We start from the raw sequence: 14,983 nt of genomic DNA, 5'->3' as shown, positions 1-14,983 counted from the left end.
TGAGGAGCGAAGGATGAGCGACCACGCCGCCGACCGGGCGACCGAGACTTTCGTTGCCCATCGCAACCTGCTCTTCACCGTGGCCTACGAGATGCTCGGGTCGGCGGCCGACGCCGAGGACGTCCTCCAGGAGACCTGGCTGCGCTGGGTCAAGGTCGACCCGGAGGAGGTCCGCGACGAGCGCGCATACCTGGTCCGGATCACCACCCGGCAGGCGCTCAACCGGCTGCGCACGATGAAGCGCCGCAAGGAGGCGTACGTCGGCCCGTGGCTCCCGGAGCCGTTGCTCACCACGCCGGACGTGGCCGAGGATTTCGAGCTCGCGGAGAGCGTGTCGATGGCGCTCATGCTCGTCCTCGAGACACTCACGCCGACCGAGCGTGCTGTCTTCGTACTGCGCGAGGTGTTCGACGTCAGCTACGACGAGATCGCGGCCGCCGTCGACAAGACCCCGCCGGCAGTTCGCCAGATCGCGCACCGCGCCCGCCAGCACGTCGATGCCCGCCGGCCGCGCGCCGCCGTATCGCAGCGCCAGACCAAGGCTGCCTTGCAGTCCTTCCAGCGCGCTATCGAAACCAGGGACCTGCAGGGTCTTCTGGACGTGCTCGCCCCCGATGTCGTCCTGATCGGCGACGGCGGTGGCCTCAAGCAGGCCGGGCTGCGACCGGTCGTCGGCGCCGACAAGGCAATCCGCTACATCCTCGGCGGCATCGGCAAGACACCAGCCACGCTCACCAGTGAACCCACCGTGGTCAACGGCAATCCGGGACTCGTCCTCCGCCTGGACGGCGAGCTCGACGGCGTCATGGCCATCCGCGTCGACGACGACCGCATCACCGGCGTGTACTACGTCCGCAACCCGGAGAAGCTGTCCCGGGTGGAATCCGAGACCCCACTCACCCTCCGGTAAGGCCGGCGAACATCTCGTCCCAGTGCCCGAAGATGGCTCCGCCATGCCCCTCGCCGGGATGGATCACGACGGTGGATGTCGGAATGCGGGCGGCCAGCCACTGACCATGGGACGCAGGAACGAGGCGGTCCTCCGCGCCGTACCAGAGGTAGGCAGGGACCTCCAGCCGAGTGGGATCGATGTCCCACGGGCCTCCCCAGGAGACATTGTCCCGCGCATAACCGTCGTACGTGCGAAGGGCGTCGCGTACGTCGGCAGCCCAGTGGCGTCGGGCGTCGTCGTCGAGCCAGCCGAGGTCGGCTGCCGGTGCGCCGCGGAAGAACTCGTCGATCATCGACTCGTCCGCGAGCGTGAGCATACGGTCGAAGGCGACGCGGCCCTGCACCCGGAACCCGTCCAGCGCGCCGTCCACGTCGCCGGCGTCAGCGAGTGCGAGCAGCGGCAGGTCGGGATCGGTGCTCTCGGTCGACTCGATCAGCCGCCACGGACCGATGCCGGCGGCGAGCCCGACCGCCCGCACCCTGCCTGGATCAGCAAGCCCGGCAGCCAGCGCATAAGGCCCACCTCCGGACGCCCCCAGTACGGCGAACTCCGCGAGGCCGAGAGCGTCGGCCACCCGCAATGTGTCGACACCGACCGACGCGAGACTTGGTGGCGTATCGGTCGAGTCGCCGTACCCCGGGCGGTTGAAGGACACGAGCCGAACGTGATGCCGGGCAGCGGCTTCGGCACCGAGCACCGCCTGGAGCCGTCCGGACGGCGTCCCGTGGTAGAACACGATCGGGAACCCTTCAGGCGATCCGCCCTCCCACACCGAGAGGGTCCGCCCGTCGGCGAGAGTGAGCAACTCGGCGGTCATGGCTCAAAGGTAAATCGTGCGGAAGCCCCGTGGGGGTCTGCTACCGTTGACGACATGTTGCAGCGCGCAGTATTGACGACGCCGGAGTCCGTCCCGGCGCGCTGACATCTGACTGTCTGACAAAGCCCCGGGGCGTGTGCCCCGGGGCTTTGTTGTGCTCCGTGGTCCTCGCCCCACCTCGTGAAGGAGCCACTGAGATGTACGACCACCGCAAGCTCGGCCGTGAACTCGGCCTGTTCGATTCTGACCCGCTGATCGGCGCCGGCCTGCCGTACTGGCTGCCCGCCGGTGCCGCGATCCGCCACTCCTTGGAGAGTTACATCGCCGAAGTGGAGCGAAGAGCCGGCTACCAGCAGGTCTATTCGCCCGTGATCGCAAAGCGAGAGCTGTACGAGATCTCCGGTCACTGGGAGAAGTACAGCGACGACATGTACCCGCCGATGGACGTCGGCAACGAGCAGCTCGTACTGCGACCGAGCATCTGCCCGCACCACGCGCTGATGTATCGATCCAGAGCCCACAGCTACCGCGAACTCCCGCTCCGCTACTCCGAGCTCGGCGGTCAGTACCGCTCCGAGTTGTCCGGCGCGATCGGCGGCCTGAACCGGGTCCGTGCCATGCAGCTCAACGACGCGCACATCTTCTGCCGCCTGGACCAGGTCGAGGAGGAGGCCGCGAGTGCGCTCGAACTGATCAACCAGGCGTACCGCGACATGGGCATCAGTCCGTCCCGCTACGTCCTCGCCTTGCCGTCCGAGGACGCCGATTTCAACAGCCCCGACTGCAAGTACGTCGGTGATGCCGAGAGCTGGGCGCATTCCGCGGATCTCCTGCGCGACGTACTGAAGGACGCGGGCATCGACTACGAGGAGGCGCCCGGCGACGCCGCGTTCTACGGCCCGAAGATCGACATCCAGATGGAGGATTCGGCCGGCCGGGAGTCCAGTCTGTCGACCGTCCAGATCGACTTCCACCAGCCGGAGCGGTTCGGCCTCGAGTACATCGGTGCTGACGGCAACAAGCACCGGCCGGTGATGCTGCATCGGGCGATCGTCGGCAGCATCGAGCGCGCCGTCGCGCAGCTGATCGAGGTGCACGGCGGGGCGTTCCCGGCCTGGCTGGCTCCGGTGCAACTCGTCGTACTCCCGATCTCCGACGACGAGGAGCAGGTCGCGATCGACGTCGCTCGGCGCGCGGCACAGCGCGGCCTGCGGGTCGAGGTCGCGCACGCCGACGAGGGCAGTCTCGGTGCCCGCATCCGGGAGAACCGGTTGGCGCCGTACCAGGCCGTCATCGGTGCTCGTGAAGCGGCCGCCGGGTCGCTGGCGATCCGGGAACGCGGTGGTCAGAAGCACGAGGCCGCACCGATCGGCGAAGTGCTCGACCGGATCGCGAAGCTCAGTGTGCCTGCAGCTGTCCGATCAGGTGAGTGAGTTCGTGCTGCTCGTCGTACAGCGCGAAGTCGGTCGTCTTGCCGGTGTCCTTGAACCCGAACTGCACACGTGACGGGAGCAGCAGCGGCTTGCGGAAGTCGACGCGGACAGTGAAGGCGTCCGGCAGTTTCCCGGCGCGCTCGATGGAGGCGAGCGCGGCGGCCTTGGCCCACATGCCGTGCGCGATCTGGCGCGGGAACCCGAACGCCTGAGCGGTCAGCTTGAACAGGTGGATCGGGTTCCGGTCGCCGGACGCGGCGGCGTACCGGCGGCCGAGGTTGCCGCGCAGGTCCCACCATGCGGCGGGGGCGAGCTCGGGGTCCGGTAACAGGTCGACCTGCACGGACTCGTCACCGGACGAGCGGCTGAGCAGGGTGGTGAGGTCCGTCCACACCACCTCACCGTCGACGCTCACCTCGCTGATCACGTCGAAGACCGTGCCCTTGGGGTGCGGGCGTTCCGGCGTACTGTGCACGCGGATCGCGGGCTCGGTGTGGATCGGGAGCGGCTGCCGCTGCGTGATCGTGTTGGACAGGTGCACGATCCCCATCGGCTTGTAGGGGAACGATGGATCGGACATCAGGTCCAGGTGCAGCGGGAACGCCAGGACATGCGGGTACGTCGCCGGAAGCGCCGGACCTGCCGGGAACCCGGTGACCTCCCGGTACGCCGACAGATGGTCCTGATCGATCGCCGACCGCGGGAGCTCCAGCGTCAGACCGTCCGCGTCCGGCTCGTAGTCCGCTCGCCGCAGCGTCGCCTTCACGGTCCGGGCGTAGAGCGAGCCGAACCCGGGCGTGTCGTCGTACCGTCGGGTCGGCATGTCATGCGCCCAACATGCTCTGGCCGCAGACGCGGACCACGTTGCCGGTCACGCCCGCCGACGCGGGATCGGCGAACCAGGCGATCGTTTCGGCCACGTCGATCGGCTGCCCACCTTGCTGCAGCGAGTTGATCCGGCGGCCGACCTCGCGGATCGTGAACGGGACCTTGGCGGTCATCTCGGTCTCGATGAAGCCCGGTGCGACCGCGTTGATGCGGATGTTCCGCTCGGTCAACTTCGGCGCGAACGCCTGGACCAGGCCGATCACGCCGGCCTTGGAAGTCGCGTAGTTCGTCTGGCCGTTGTTGCCCGCGATCCCCGCGATGCTGGCGACCCCGATGATCGAGCCGCCGTCCCTGACGGCTCCGGACTCGAGCAGATGCTGGGTGATCCGCTCCGGCGCGCGCAGGTTCACATCGAGTACGGCGTCCCACGCGTCCGTCCGCATGTTCGCGAGCCGCTTGTCGCGCGTGATGCCGGCGTTGTGGACGACGATATCGAGTCCGCCGTGCTGCTCCTGCGCGTGTGCCGCGATCCGCTGCGCTGCGTCGACCGCCGTCACGTCGAGGAGGAGTTCGCTGCCGCCGATCCTGGACATCACCTTGCGCAGCGCATCCGCGTTCTGCGGTACGTCGACGCCGATGACGGTCGCGCCGTCGCGAGCCAGCGTGCCGGCGATCGACGCGCCGATTCCACGCGCGGCGCCCGTCACGAGTGCGACCTTGCCGGCCAGCGGGTGACCCGGGTCGTTGCTCACCAGCGGTCCGGTCCCGACCCGCGCGACCTGGCCGTCGACGTACGCGGACTTGGGGGAGAGGAAGAAGCGGAGCGTCGAGTCCAGCTGCTCGTGCGCGTCCGGAGCGACGTACACGAGGTTGACGGTGGCGCCACGCTTCACCTCCTTGCCGAGGCTGCGCGTGAAGCCCTCGAGAGCGCGCTGGGCGATCTGCTGCTCGGTCGAGTACGCGAGCTCCGGCGTACGTCCGATCACGATCACCCGGCCGGCGGGCGCCAGCTGACGGATGACGGGGGAGAAGAACCGTTGCAGACTCGTCAGCTCAGCTGTCGACGTCGCGCCGGTGGCATCGAAGACAAGTGCCTTCGGCCGGATCTCGCTCGACGCGACGCCCTCGGTCGCCGTACTGAACGAGGCCCCGATATCCCGCAGCAGGGCCTGGATCGCCTTGCCGGCGTCGGTCTCGGAGATCGCGCCGAACACGACCGGCCCGTCGATCACCGGCGAACCCTCGGTCCAGCGCGGCAGCGGGGTCGGGTCGGGCAGACCCAGGTTCTTCACCAGCGTCTGGCCGAGCGGCGTGCGGGTGAAGGTCTGGTAGCGATCCGTCATTCTCTGCTCCTACTTCTCGAGGATGGCGACGACGCCTTGGCCGCCGGCGGCGCAGATCGAGATCAGGCCCCGCCCACCGCCGTTCTCGTTCAGTTGCTTGGCCAGCGCGGCGACGATCCGCCCGCCGGTCGCCGCGAACGGGTGGCCCGCGGCCAGCGAGCTGCCGTTCACGTTCAGCTTGTCCCGGTCGATCTCGCCGAGCGGCGCGTCCAGGCCGAGCCGCTCCTTGCAGAAGATCGGGTCCTCCCACGCCTTCAGGGTGGCCAGCACCTGCGACGCGAACGCCTCGTGGATCTCGTAGTAGTCGAAGTCCTGCAGGGTCAGACCGGCGCGGGCGAGCATCCGCGGTACGGCGTACGCGGGCGCCATCAGCAAGCCCTCGGCACCCTTCACGTAGTCGACCGCGGCGGTCTGCGAGTGCGTGAGGTAGGCGAGCGGCCGCAGACCGTGCTCGGTGGCCCACTCATCGGTCGACAGCAGCACGGTCGACGCGCCGTCGGTCAGCGGCGTCGAGTTGCCGGCCGTCATTGTCGCGGTCTCGCCCTTGCCGTAGACCGTCTTGAGCTTGGCCAGCTTCTCCAGCGAGGAGTCCGCGCGGAGGTTCTGGTCCTTCTCGAGACCGAGGTACGGCGTGATCAGGTCCTGCTGGAAGCCGCGGTCGTACGCCTTCGCCAGGTTGACGTGGGAGCGGTACGCGAGCTCGTCCTGGTCCTCGCGGGTGATACCCCACTCCAGCGCGGTCAGTGCCGCGTGGTCGCCCATCGACTTGCCGGTCCGCGGCTCGGCGTTCCGGGGGATCTCGGGTACGACGTCCTTCGGACGGACCCGCGCGAGGACCTTGAGCCGGTCCTGGAAGCTCTTGGCCCGGTTCAGGTCGAGCAGGATGCTGCGCAGCCGGTCGTTGACCGAGATCGGCGCGTCGGACGCGGTGTCGACACCACCCGCGATGCCGACGTCGATCTGACCGAGAGCGATCTTGTTGCCGACCAGGATGGCCGCCTCGAGCCCGGTGCCGCACGCCTGCTGGATGTCGTACGCCGGGGTGGTCGGGGCGAGCTTGGACCCGAGAACCACCTCGCGGACCAGGTTCCAGTCGCGGGCGTGCTTCAGCACCGCGCCGGCCACCACCTCACCGACCTCCTGGCCGCCGAGGCCGGCCCGATCGACCAGGCCGTTCAGTGCGGCGGTGAGCATGTCGGAGTTCGAGGCGTGCCGGTAGGTCTTGTCCTGGCGGGCGAACGGGATCCTGTTGCCGGCGACAACGGCCACTCTGCGGGTCTCGGTCACGATTTCTCTCCTGCTCTGGTGGAGCGCGGGGTTGTCTTCTTGCCGTTCAGGGCCTTGCGGCCCACGGCGGTTGCGAGCGTGGCGGTGATCGCGGTCGACCGGACGGTGCCGATATCCGCATGATGCACGACCGGATGTCCGGGCCGGCCGCTCGACACGATCAACCCGACCCTTGCCATGTGCAACGAACCGAGTGTCTGCGTGTACAGATGGTTGGCGAGGTAGTCGCTGTCGACGTCGTCGAACACCCCGGTCCGCTGGCCGGCCTCGAGGATCGCCGAGATCCGCTCCAGCGCCGAGGCCATCGCCGTACCGAGCTTGGTCATCACCGGCTCGGTGATCTCGCCGAACAGTTCGTCACCGGTCCGCCGCAGCAGGCTCATCGCGCAGTCGGCGAAGGCCGGGAACTCCAGGCAGAAGTCGACGAACACCTCACTGAGCGCTTTCAATCGATTGAGCGGCGCCCGCCGGGGGTTGTCGACCTGGGCCAGCCGCTCGTCGAGCTCGCCGAGATAGTCGACCAGGGTGAGCGCGAACAACTCCTCCTTGCCGGCGAAATGGCGGTAGATCAGGGCCTTGTTGATCCCGACCCGCTTGGCGATATCGTCGATCTGGGCGTCGATCGTGCCCCGCTCGTCGAACAGTTCGCGGGTGGCCCGGATGATGTCCCGCTCCCGGTCGCGCCGGCGCTCCGCCGTGGTGCGGCGGCGTCCGATCGCGAGCAGCGCGGAGCTCATGGAACGATCTTAGTCACAGGGGTGCCCCCCGGTGCAAACGACGGTTACACTCGTCGGTAACATCTGGCTTGTCTGCTTCTTGCCGCCGGAGGATGTTGATGACCGACCCGAAGTCCGCGCCCAACCTGTCCGCCAACGTGATGACGCTTGCCGGAGAGCTCGGCGCCGAGCGATCCAAGCCCGGCTGGAGCACCTTCTCGCTCGCCGTCAACGACGATCAGCGGGAGATCCGCGACTGGACCCACGCCTTCGCCGCCGACGTCATCCGCCCCGCCGCATCCGAGTGGGACGAGCGTGAGGAGACGCCGTGGCCGATCATCCAGGAGGCCGCGAAGATCGGCCTGTACGGCCTCGACATGAACGTCAACCTCTTCGTCGACCCGACCGGCCTGCTGATGCCGCTGGTCCACGAGGAACTGTTCTGGGGCGACGCCGGCATCGCGATGTCACTCAAGGGCACGGGTCTGGCATCGTCCGCGATCTTCTCCAACGGCACCCCTGAGCAGTGGAGCCAGTGGATGGGCCGGTGCTACGGGACACCTGACGACGTACGCGTAGCCGCCTTCTGCTCGTCGGAGCCTGGTGCGGGTTCTGACGTGTCCGCGATCCGTACACGGGCGACGTACGACTCGGTGACCAACGAGTGGGTCATCAACGGGCAGAAGGCCTGGGCCACGAACGGCGGCATCGCGGACATCCACGTCGTCGTCGCCACCGTCGACCCGTCGCTCGGGACGAAGGGACAGGCGGCGTTCGTCGTACCCAAGTCCGAGGTGCACGGGCTGGAGATGGGGACGAAGCTGCGCAAGCACGGCCTGCGCGCGTCACACACGGCCGACGTCTTCTTCGACAACGTGCGCATCCCGGCCGAGAACGTGCTCGGGGGCAAGGAGAAGCTGGACGCCCGCCTGGCCCGCGCTCGCGAGGCCGCGGGCCAGCGCGCTCGGGTGCCCGCTGCCGGCCAGCAAGGGCGCAACGCGTCGATGGCCACCTTCGAGATGACCCGCCACCTGGTCGGCGCCCAGGCGATCGGCATCGCACGGGCGGCGTACGAGGTGGCCCTCGAGTACGCCAAGACCCGCGAACAGTTCGGCCGCCCGATCATCGACAACCAGGGCATCGCGTTCAAACTCGCCGACATGGCCCTCGAGATCGACGCCGCCCGGCTGCTGGTCTGGCGCGCCGCCAACATGTCGTCGGCCCTGATGCGCGGCGAAACCCCCGACTACCAGCACGGCGAAGGCTCCATGGCGAAGCTGAAGGCCGGCGAGGTAGCCGTCAAGGTCACCGAAGAAGCCATCCAAATCCTCGGCGGCAACGGCTACACCCGCGAATACCCCGTAGAACGCATGCACCGAGACGCCAAGATCTACACGATTTTTGAAGGCACCTCAGAGATCCAGCGCCTCGTGATCGCCCGCGCCCTCTCCGGCATGCGAATCAGGTAGAGCAGCCCACACGCGCTACGCAGGCGCTTCGTCGCTTCGCTCCTCCCGCGCCTGCTACGCGCGCTCCCGCCCACCCCCCGGCTTATCGCCGTCCTTCCCATTGCCGGCTGCCGCGGGCGACCGGCGGGCTGCCGCCCGCGGTGCGCGCTGCCGCGCGGGCGACCGCTCCGTGGTGGCGGCAGACCGCGATGGCCGAGGGCACCCTGGACGGAGCCCGCTGGGCGCGCCGTTGCGACTGCCCGCGGGCGTGCGCCACGCCGCGTCCGCTCAGGGGCCAGCGCCTGCTTTGGGGCAGGAACACCAACCAGACCTGGTGAGGTGATCGGGTTGCGCTCGCGGTGGTGCGGCGGAACGGACGCGGGGTGCAGGGACTGGAGGAGAACGAGGGACGTCCCCTCAGCACGTCCGCTCCGCCGGCTTGGTGGCGATCAGAACCTCGTGGGTGCATTGGCGGAGGTGGTCTCTGATCTGAACCGGATGGCCGAGGCCGGCGAGGTGGTGCAGTGTCGGCACAACGAGCGGCTGTCCGTCGGACTCCAGGAGCGATTCGAGGAGGTCGAACGCCGCGCTGGGTGGTCCCGGCTCTTCGACGTACACCTCGGTGAGGTGAAGCTCGTGCTCGATTGCGAGCGCCAGCAGTTCTCGGCGGATGGCGAGGAGTTCGCCGGGGTTGCGTACAAAGGACATGGAGATGAATCCGAGGGCCGGGGTCGCCGACATGTGCACCACTCGTTCCTTACGGCCGCGGTGTCTAGTCGCCGGCCACGATCGTGATGCCGTTGGACTCAAGGCGCTGTCGTACCAACGATGGGTCGCCGGCTACCTCGAGGTGGTGGATGTCGGGCGTGATGATCATGCGCTGTGCGTCCTGCATCACGACCGCGAGTAGATCGTGGAAGGCTTCGGGAGATGTCTCGATCTCCTCGACGTGAATCGCTACGAGCTCCACACCACGAGTCTGAGCGGCTTCGACGATGAGTTTCCGAGCCTTCGCCAACTCCGTCTCGTTCATCAGGAAGTGCTTCCGGATGTAGCCGTACGCCCGCATGGCGCTGCCCAGCTGGTGGTGATTTGTACTTGGAGGAGTGCTGGTCATTTGTCCGGCCGCCATGTCATTCGTTGCGGCCGGACAGGTCTCGGAACAGATCGGAGAGCATCGCGATCGTCAGCCCCGCAGCCAGGCAGATCACGATGAACAGTGGCGTCGTCATGGTGGGTGTCCTTCGTTGATGTGTTGTAACGCTCTGTATTCACACCATGGCGCTGTGGCGGCAACTTCCACTACCGGCTGTGCTCATCGAGGCGACCTATCGGCGACGCCGATAGACGGAGCGGATGCGCGCGGGCTAACTTCACAGAGCCGCCCAGGGACAAGGAGTGACGATGACGGCAACGCAGCCGCTGCTCGACTCCTCGTGGTGGGACAGCTCGGATCTGCGTCCTGTCCTGGCATCTCGCGACGTGGCAGGCATCTTCCGCTGGCTCCAGCGGCATGGCTGGAGCCAGACGCAGATTGGCGCCCGGACATACCAGTCCCAGGGTGAGGTCTCGGAGATCCTCAACGGCCGCCAGGTCAAGGCGTACGACGTCTTGGAGCGCATCGCGGACGCGCTCGAGATTCCGCGAGGAAGGATGGGGCTTGCGTACAGCTCGACCGCCCAAGCGGCGGCCGACGAGTCGCACGAGTTGACCAGCGAAGATCGCAGGAACTTCGCCGGCGCGGTGGCGAGCGTGGCGTTCGGCTCGGTCAATGACCATGCTCGGAAGTGGCTGCCGGAGTTCCCCAGCAGCGTCGCCGCCGTGCCTCCGACGATCACTGAGTCCGACGTCGATCAAGTCGTGTCGATGACAGCAGAATTCCGGAAACTCGATCAGCGCTACGGCGGGGGAGCGGCGGTCGACGCTGCCCGTGGTTTTTACGGCTACGCAAGACGGATGATCCATTCCACCGCCGACCAGCGCACGCACCGAGACCTCAAGGTGTCCCTCGCGGACTTCAGCAGCATGGTCGGATGGTCGTTCCATGACATCGGCGATCAAGCTGCCGCAAGACGCTTCCTGATGAACGCTCTCGTACTCGCGAAAGACGCCGACGAGCCCTCGCTGGCTGCGTCAGTTCTGTACCGGCTCGGTCGGGTCAGCATGCAGGAAGCTCAACCCGTCGAGGCGTTGAAGATGCTGCAGCTCGGCCAACTCGCCGCACAGGACGCGGGCGATCCAGCCGAGGTCGCAAGACTGCACGCCAACGAGGCGCTGGCCTACGCGATGCTGGGCAAGCACGATCACGTCGTCGAGGCTCTCGCTCGTGCGGAACACGAGATGGGACGTGCCGATAGGCGTCGGGTCTCTCCGTGGACGACGCTGTACTTCACGCCAGGCGACTACACCGGACACCAGGCGCTCGTGTACAACTCGCTGTCGAGTTACGCGAAGGACGATGCGCAAGCCCGCGAGTACGCCATACGCGCCGTCGCATTCGCGCAGCAAGCAATCGCAGAATCCGGCCCCGACAGGTCACGCCGAAGTCGGACGTTCGATCGGATCATCTTGTCGACGAACCTCCTGCGTACGAACGAACTGGACGTCGGCATCGACGTGGCTCGTGACGTGATCAACGAAGCGCAACATCTCCGCAGCGGCCGGGGACTCAGCCGCCTGGCCGAGATCGGCACCGCAGCCTCACAACACTCCGACAACTCCGACGCCGTGGACCTGTTACACCAGATCGAATCCGTCCGCACAACCGCGCCGAAGGCACTCACAGCATGACCAACCTGTCCTCAGAGCTCGACCAGCGGCTTAAGCACGCCCTCAAGGGCCTCTGCCAAGAAGCAGGCCTCCTGCCGGATGAAGCCGAGCTGATCAAGTACACCAACAACGCCGTCTACCGGCTTCCCAACCAAGGCGTTGTCGTCAGGTTCGGAGCCGGCGATGTAGCCAGCCAACGGGCCGACCACGTAGCCCGAATCGCCACCTGGCTGGAGCACCACGAAGCGCCGGCAGTCAGGCTCGCGGCAGGTCTGACCCAGCCCGTCCTGTTCGAGAACTACTCGGCCACAATCTGGCAGCTCGTCGAAGCCAGCAACCCCGCATGGACCGGCGCCGACCTGGCAGCCCCACTACTCGGCTGGCACAAACTCGAGCCGATGCCCGGCCTCAAGCCGTGGGACCCGTTCAGCAGTGCCCGTAGTCGCCTTGCCATGGCCGATGGACTCACCGCCGACGACCACGCCTGGCTGTCCCGACAATGGGCCAACATCGAAGCCGACTACCGCGCCCTCACCCCTGACCTCCAGATGGGCCTACTCCACGGCGACGCCTACATCGGCAACCTCCTACGTGAACCCACCGGCCGCTTCGTCCTCTGTGACTTCGACGGCACCAGCATCGGGCCTCTCGCCTACGACCTGGTCGTCGCCGCTGTCAGCGCTCTACGCTTCGGCGCGATCCAGGACCACGAAGCCCTAGCCACCACGTACGGCCTAGACGTCACCACCCTCCCGTCCTGGCCAACCCTCAGTCGCATCCGAGAGCTGGTCCTCGTCACCAGCGTCATCACCGACCTCCGCAACCGCCCCGACATCGCCAAGGTCCACGCGCATCGGCTGGCCACTCTCAGATCGGGTGCCAACGAACTGTGGCACCGCTACAAGTAGTTGTAGGCACCGGTCTAGAAGAGGGCCGCGGCTGGTTCATCCGCTGCGGTATCCGTCATCGCCTTACCCGCTGTGGCATCCAGCAGTTCGAGGAGTGAAAGCGGCTCGCGGCCGGGAGGCGTTGTGAGATGGGAGAGGAGTCAGGCGCAGACCAGCGCGTCGTAGGTCGCACGGTGCGGCATCAAGTCGGCTGGAAGGCCTCTGGCTAGGCCGAACGCGTCGACAAGCGCGCCGAGTTTGTAGGAGGTGCGGCCGGGGAGCAATCGCCGAGCGAGCTTGAGAGTATCCAGGACTCTGGCGGGTTGGAAGCCCGGCAGTTCGCGTCCGAGCACGCCGAGATCGACGCCCGCGTTGTGGGCGACGAACACCTTGTCACTTAGCGCGTGGCGCAGTTCTTCTTCGATGTCGGCAACAGCTGGTGCGTCTACGAGCCGGTCGTCGGTGATCTTGTGGAAGCGTCGCGCCATCGGTGTGATCGGCCTAGGCGGGCGAACAAGCCAGTTCTTCGCAGGGCCGATCAAGCCGTCCTTGATCGCGACGATCGAGATCTCGACCAGGTCTGGTGGCTGCTGTCCGTTGCCCTCGACATCGACGACGGCGTAGTCGAACGCTGTCCACAAGCCATTCGCTTGCTCCACTGCTCGCCGCCTCCCCTCCGATGTTCGAACGGCCGCGCAGGCCAACGTGTACGGCGTTCTGCGCTGTGGACATGTCGAGCAACTCCAAGTCTGCCGCCGTCAGCAGTTCCGCGGCTGCATCCGGACAGGCGCGTCGCTGGCTTATGGCGGGGCGTTAGCACCCGAGTCGGGACACGTTTGATGCGTCGGCTGAGGTGCGCTCGTTGGTTGGTGTTTCGGCGGCTGGCTCGCGCACCGACGTTGGTATCGGCCGCCTGGATCTCAGAGGTGCTCCGGTGGTTTGCGTTCATCGGGTAGCGAGCTCGCGGTGGTGGTCGAGCGTGCTGTGTTGCTCGTTGCCGATCGAGCCGGCTGGACTGACGTGCACGGTGGCGGAGATCAGCCGGGGCACGCCGTGCAGGAGCGCGTGCTCGGCGTCGACCGCGACGGCGTGGGCGGCGACGACGTCGAGGACCGGGTCGACGGTGACGCTGGTCTCGGCGCGCAGGCGGTGGCCGGTCCAGCGCAGTTGGAGGTTGGTGACCTCGCGGACGCCCATCACGCCTCGTAGTGAGCGGTCAGCGGCGTCGACCAGTTCGGGCTCCACGGCATCCATCAGCCGGCGGTAGATGTCGGTGGCGGCGCCCTTCAGGACAACCAGGATGGCGACCGTGATCAGCAGACCGATGATCGGGTCCGCCAACGGGAACCCGGCCATGACGCCGAGCGCGGCGATGACGACCCCGAGCGAGGTGAATCCATCGGTCCGAGCGTGCAGGCCGTCGGCGACGAGCGCGGCAGAGCCGATCTTCCGGCCGACCCGGATCCGGTAGACGGCGACGAGTTCGTTGCCGGCGAAGCCGATCAGGCCGGCGGCGAGCACAACGCCGGAGTTGGTGATCGGCTGGGGCTCGATCAGGCGGCGAACCGACTCGTAGCCCGCGATGATCGCGGACAGCGCGATCATCGCGACGATGAAGATGCCGGCCAGATCCTCGGCCCGGCCGAAGCCGTAGGTGTAGCGCTTGGTGGCGACTCGGCGTCCGAGGACGAACGCGACCCAGAGCGGTACGGCGGTGAGCGCGTCGGAGAAGTTGTGGATGGTGTCGGCAAGCAGCGCGGTCGAGTCGGTCAGGATGACGACGACGAGTTGTGCGATGGCGGTGACACCGAGACCGAGCAGGCTGATCTTGAGTGCGCGGATGCCCTCGCTACTTGCCTCGAGTGCGGAGTCGATGGAGTCGGCAGCGTCGTGGCTGTGCGGCTTGAAGATCGAAAGCAGGAATACACGGATCCCGCGCGGGTGATCATGCCCGTCCGCGTGTCCATGCCCGTGCCCATGGGTGTTTTCGGGCGTGTTTCCGGCATCATCGTGGTGACCATGGCCATGCCCGTGACCATGGCCCTGCTCGGGATGGGAGTGCGTCATGAAGACCTCGCGAGGTGAATGTCGCGGTGTGGAGTGCCGACACTCCAAGTTATCACCTCGTATGCGCATGTGCGCATGGATGCAATCATGAAGTCGCACGAGGAGTTGGCCGCTCCGACGGACGACCAGGTCGTCGTGGCCGTGGATACGTTCCGCCTGTTGGCGGACCAGACCCGGCTGCGGTTGCTCTGGGCGCTCGCCGAGGGGGCCGAGGTAGATGTGAGCACGCTGGCTGATCGGGTCGGGATGTCGCAGCCCGCGACCTCGCAGCATCTTGCCCGGTTGCGGTTGTCCGGTGCTGTCGACGTACGGCGGGATGGTCGTCGTTCGCTGTATTCCATCCGCGGTGTCCACTTGCGCCGGGTCATCGCGGAGGCCCTGTTCCACGCCGATCACACCGTGACCGGCGAACCGCCTCACAACTGACAACGACGTA

The 14,983-nt window shown here is 67.2% G+C and carries 15 protein-coding genes; 6 read left to right on the top strand and 9 right to left on the bottom strand.

Annotation, left to right across the window (positions count from 1 at the left end; translation table 11 throughout):
* Nucleotides 1–13 precede the first annotated feature (13 nt).
* A complete protein-coding gene (locus OG817_RS16690; RefSeq protein WP_406055683.1) occupies nucleotides 14–910 on the top strand; it encodes an RNA polymerase sigma-70 factor in 897 nt (298 codons plus the stop codon).
* Here the strand turns inward: OG817_RS16690 and OG817_RS16685 are convergent.
* The gene (locus OG817_RS16685; protein ID WP_406055681.1) at nucleotides 897–1,769 is read right to left on the bottom strand and encodes an alpha/beta fold hydrolase; all 873 of its coding nucleotides are present in this window, start codon (nucleotides 1,767–1,769) and stop codon (nucleotides 897–899) included. The two genes, OG817_RS16690 and OG817_RS16685, sit on opposite strands and share 14 nt — an antisense overlap.
* Before the next feature lie 197 nt (nucleotides 1,770–1,966).
* Here OG817_RS16685 and thrS point away from each other — a divergent pair, with 197 nt between their 5' ends.
* On the top strand, nucleotides 1,967–3,202 hold the full coding sequence (gene thrS, locus OG817_RS16680) for a threonine--tRNA ligase (protein ID WP_406055679.1): 1,236 nt from the start codon (nucleotides 1,967–1,969) through the stop codon (nucleotides 3,200–3,202).
* Here the strand turns inward: thrS and OG817_RS16675 are convergent.
* From OG817_RS16675 to OG817_RS16660, 4 genes are read right to left on the bottom strand one after another with little or no spacing between them, the layout of a single operon-like run.
* Entirely contained in the window at nucleotides 3,168–4,025 is an 858-nt protein-coding gene (locus tag OG817_RS16675; protein WP_406055677.1) for a MaoC/PaaZ C-terminal domain-containing protein, read from the bottom strand. The two genes, thrS and OG817_RS16675, sit on opposite strands and share 35 nt — an antisense overlap.
* A 1-nt stretch (nucleotide 4,026) precedes the next feature.
* Nucleotides 4,027–5,373 carry a 3-oxoacyl-ACP reductase gene (locus OG817_RS16670; protein ID WP_406055675.1) on the bottom strand — a complete coding sequence of 449 codons (1,347 nt, stop codon included), beginning with the start codon at nucleotides 5,371–5,373 and terminating at the stop codon, nucleotides 4,027–4,029.
* A gap of 9 nt (nucleotides 5,374–5,382) precedes the next feature.
* Nucleotides 5,383–6,660 (bottom strand): acetyl-CoA C-acetyltransferase, encoded by a 1,278-nt coding sequence (locus tag OG817_RS16665; RefSeq protein WP_406055673.1) that lies wholly within the window; start codon nucleotides 6,658–6,660, stop codon nucleotides 5,383–5,385.
* Nucleotides 6,657–7,397 carry a TetR/AcrR family transcriptional regulator gene (locus OG817_RS16660; RefSeq protein ID WP_406055671.1) on the bottom strand — a complete coding sequence of 247 codons (741 nt, stop codon included), beginning with the start codon at nucleotides 7,395–7,397 and terminating at the stop codon, nucleotides 6,657–6,659. The genes OG817_RS16665 and OG817_RS16660 overlap by 4 nt, the downstream gene beginning before the upstream one ends.
* 98 nt (nucleotides 7,398–7,495) lie before the next feature.
* Here OG817_RS16660 and OG817_RS16655 point away from each other — a divergent pair, with 98 nt between their 5' ends.
* Nucleotides 7,496–8,845: an acyl-CoA dehydrogenase family protein gene (locus OG817_RS16655; protein WP_406055669.1), complete on the top strand. Its 1,350-nt coding sequence runs from the start codon at nucleotides 7,496–7,498 to the stop codon at nucleotides 8,843–8,845.
* A 396-nt stretch (nucleotides 8,846–9,241) separates the two neighbouring features.
* Here the strand turns inward: OG817_RS16655 and OG817_RS16650 are convergent, their stop codons facing one another.
* Both OG817_RS16650 and OG817_RS16645 read right to left on the bottom strand, forming a co-directional pair.
* Nucleotides 9,242–9,565: a hypothetical protein gene (locus tag OG817_RS16650; protein WP_406055667.1), complete on the bottom strand. Its 324-nt coding sequence runs from the start codon at nucleotides 9,563–9,565 to the stop codon at nucleotides 9,242–9,244.
* Nucleotides 9,566–9,596: 31 nt separating this feature from the next.
* Nucleotides 9,597–9,941 carry a hypothetical protein gene (locus tag OG817_RS16645; protein ID WP_406055665.1) on the bottom strand — a complete coding sequence of 115 codons (345 nt, stop codon included), beginning with the start codon at nucleotides 9,939–9,941 and terminating at the stop codon, nucleotides 9,597–9,599.
* A gap of 287 nt (nucleotides 9,942–10,228) precedes the next feature.
* On the opposite strand from OG817_RS16645, the gene OG817_RS16640 reads away from it, so the two are divergent.
* Both OG817_RS16640 and OG817_RS16635 read left to right on the top strand, forming a co-directional pair.
* On the top strand, nucleotides 10,229–11,614 hold the full coding sequence (locus OG817_RS16640; RefSeq protein WP_406055663.1) for a helix-turn-helix domain-containing protein: 1,386 nt from the start codon (nucleotides 10,229–10,231) through the stop codon (nucleotides 11,612–11,614).
* Nucleotides 11,611–12,501, top strand: coding sequence for a phosphotransferase (locus OG817_RS16635; RefSeq protein WP_406055661.1), 891 nt, complete (start codon nucleotides 11,611–11,613; stop codon nucleotides 12,499–12,501). Before OG817_RS16640 ends, OG817_RS16635 begins: the two co-directional genes overlap by 4 nt.
* Nucleotides 12,502–12,641: 140 nt before the next feature.
* Here OG817_RS16635 and OG817_RS16630 read toward each other — a convergent pair whose 3' ends face one another.
* Nucleotides 12,642–13,139 (bottom strand): exonuclease domain-containing protein, encoded by a 498-nt coding sequence (locus OG817_RS16630; RefSeq protein ID WP_406055659.1) that lies wholly within the window; start codon nucleotides 13,137–13,139, stop codon nucleotides 12,642–12,644.
* 286 nt (nucleotides 13,140–13,425) lie between these two features.
* Nucleotides 13,426–14,547: a cation diffusion facilitator family transporter gene (locus tag OG817_RS16625; RefSeq protein ID WP_406055657.1), complete on the bottom strand. Its 1,122-nt coding sequence runs from the start codon at nucleotides 14,545–14,547 to the stop codon at nucleotides 13,426–13,428.
* Nucleotides 14,548–14,634: 87 nt separating this feature from the next.
* Between OG817_RS16625 and OG817_RS16620 the strand changes: the two genes are divergently transcribed.
* Nucleotides 14,635–14,973 carry an ArsR/SmtB family transcription factor gene (locus OG817_RS16620; RefSeq protein ID WP_406055655.1) on the top strand — a complete coding sequence of 113 codons (339 nt, stop codon included), beginning with the start codon at nucleotides 14,635–14,637 and terminating at the stop codon, nucleotides 14,971–14,973.
* The last annotated feature ends 10 nt before the right edge of the window (nucleotides 14,974–14,983 follow it).

Source organism: Kribbella sp. NBC_00889 (genome assembly GCF_045207705.1).
Classification (GTDB): Bacteria; Actinomycetota; Actinomycetes; order Propionibacteriales; family Kribbellaceae; genus Kribbella.
This window is presented reverse-complemented; position numbering and strand designations above follow the sequence as displayed.

Bases quoted from the DNA above. Each gene is read 5' to 3' on its own strand.
- OG817_RS16690 (WP_406055683.1), top strand. From the start codon at position 14: ATGAGCGACCACGCCGCCGACCGGGCGACCGAGACTTTCGTTGCCCAT.
- OG817_RS16685 (WP_406055681.1), bottom strand. From the start codon at position 1,769: ATGACCGCCGAGTTGCTCACTCTCGCCGACGGGCGGACCCTCTCGGTG.
- thrS (WP_406055679.1), top strand. From the start codon at position 1,967: ATGTACGACCACCGCAAGCTCGGCCGTGAACTCGGCCTGTTCGATTCT.
- OG817_RS16675 (WP_406055677.1), bottom strand. From the start codon at position 4,025: ATGCCGACCCGACGGTACGACGACACGCCCGGGTTCGGCTCGCTCTAC.
- OG817_RS16670 (WP_406055675.1), bottom strand. From the start codon at position 5,373: ATGACGGATCGCTACCAGACCTTCACCCGCACGCCGCTCGGCCAGACG.
- OG817_RS16660 (WP_406055671.1), bottom strand. From the start codon at position 7,397: ATGAGCTCCGCGCTGCTCGCGATCGGACGCCGCCGCACCACGGCGGAG.
- OG817_RS16655 (WP_406055669.1), top strand. From the start codon at position 7,496: ATGACCGACCCGAAGTCCGCGCCCAACCTGTCCGCCAACGTGATGACG.
- OG817_RS16650 (WP_406055667.1), bottom strand. From the start codon at position 9,565: ATGTCGGCGACCCCGGCCCTCGGATTCATCTCCATGTCCTTTGTACGC.
- OG817_RS16645 (WP_406055665.1), bottom strand. From the start codon at position 9,941: ATGACCAGCACTCCTCCAAGTACAAATCACCACCAGCTGGGCAGCGCC.
- OG817_RS16640 (WP_406055663.1), top strand. From the start codon at position 10,229: ATGACGGCAACGCAGCCGCTGCTCGACTCCTCGTGGTGGGACAGCTCG.
- OG817_RS16635 (WP_406055661.1), top strand. From the start codon at position 11,611: ATGACCAACCTGTCCTCAGAGCTCGACCAGCGGCTTAAGCACGCCCTC.
- OG817_RS16625 (WP_406055657.1), bottom strand. From the start codon at position 14,547: ATGACGCACTCCCATCCCGAGCAGGGCCATGGTCACGGGCATGGCCAT.
- OG817_RS16620 (WP_406055655.1), top strand. From the start codon at position 14,635: ATGAAGTCGCACGAGGAGTTGGCCGCTCCGACGGACGACCAGGTCGTC.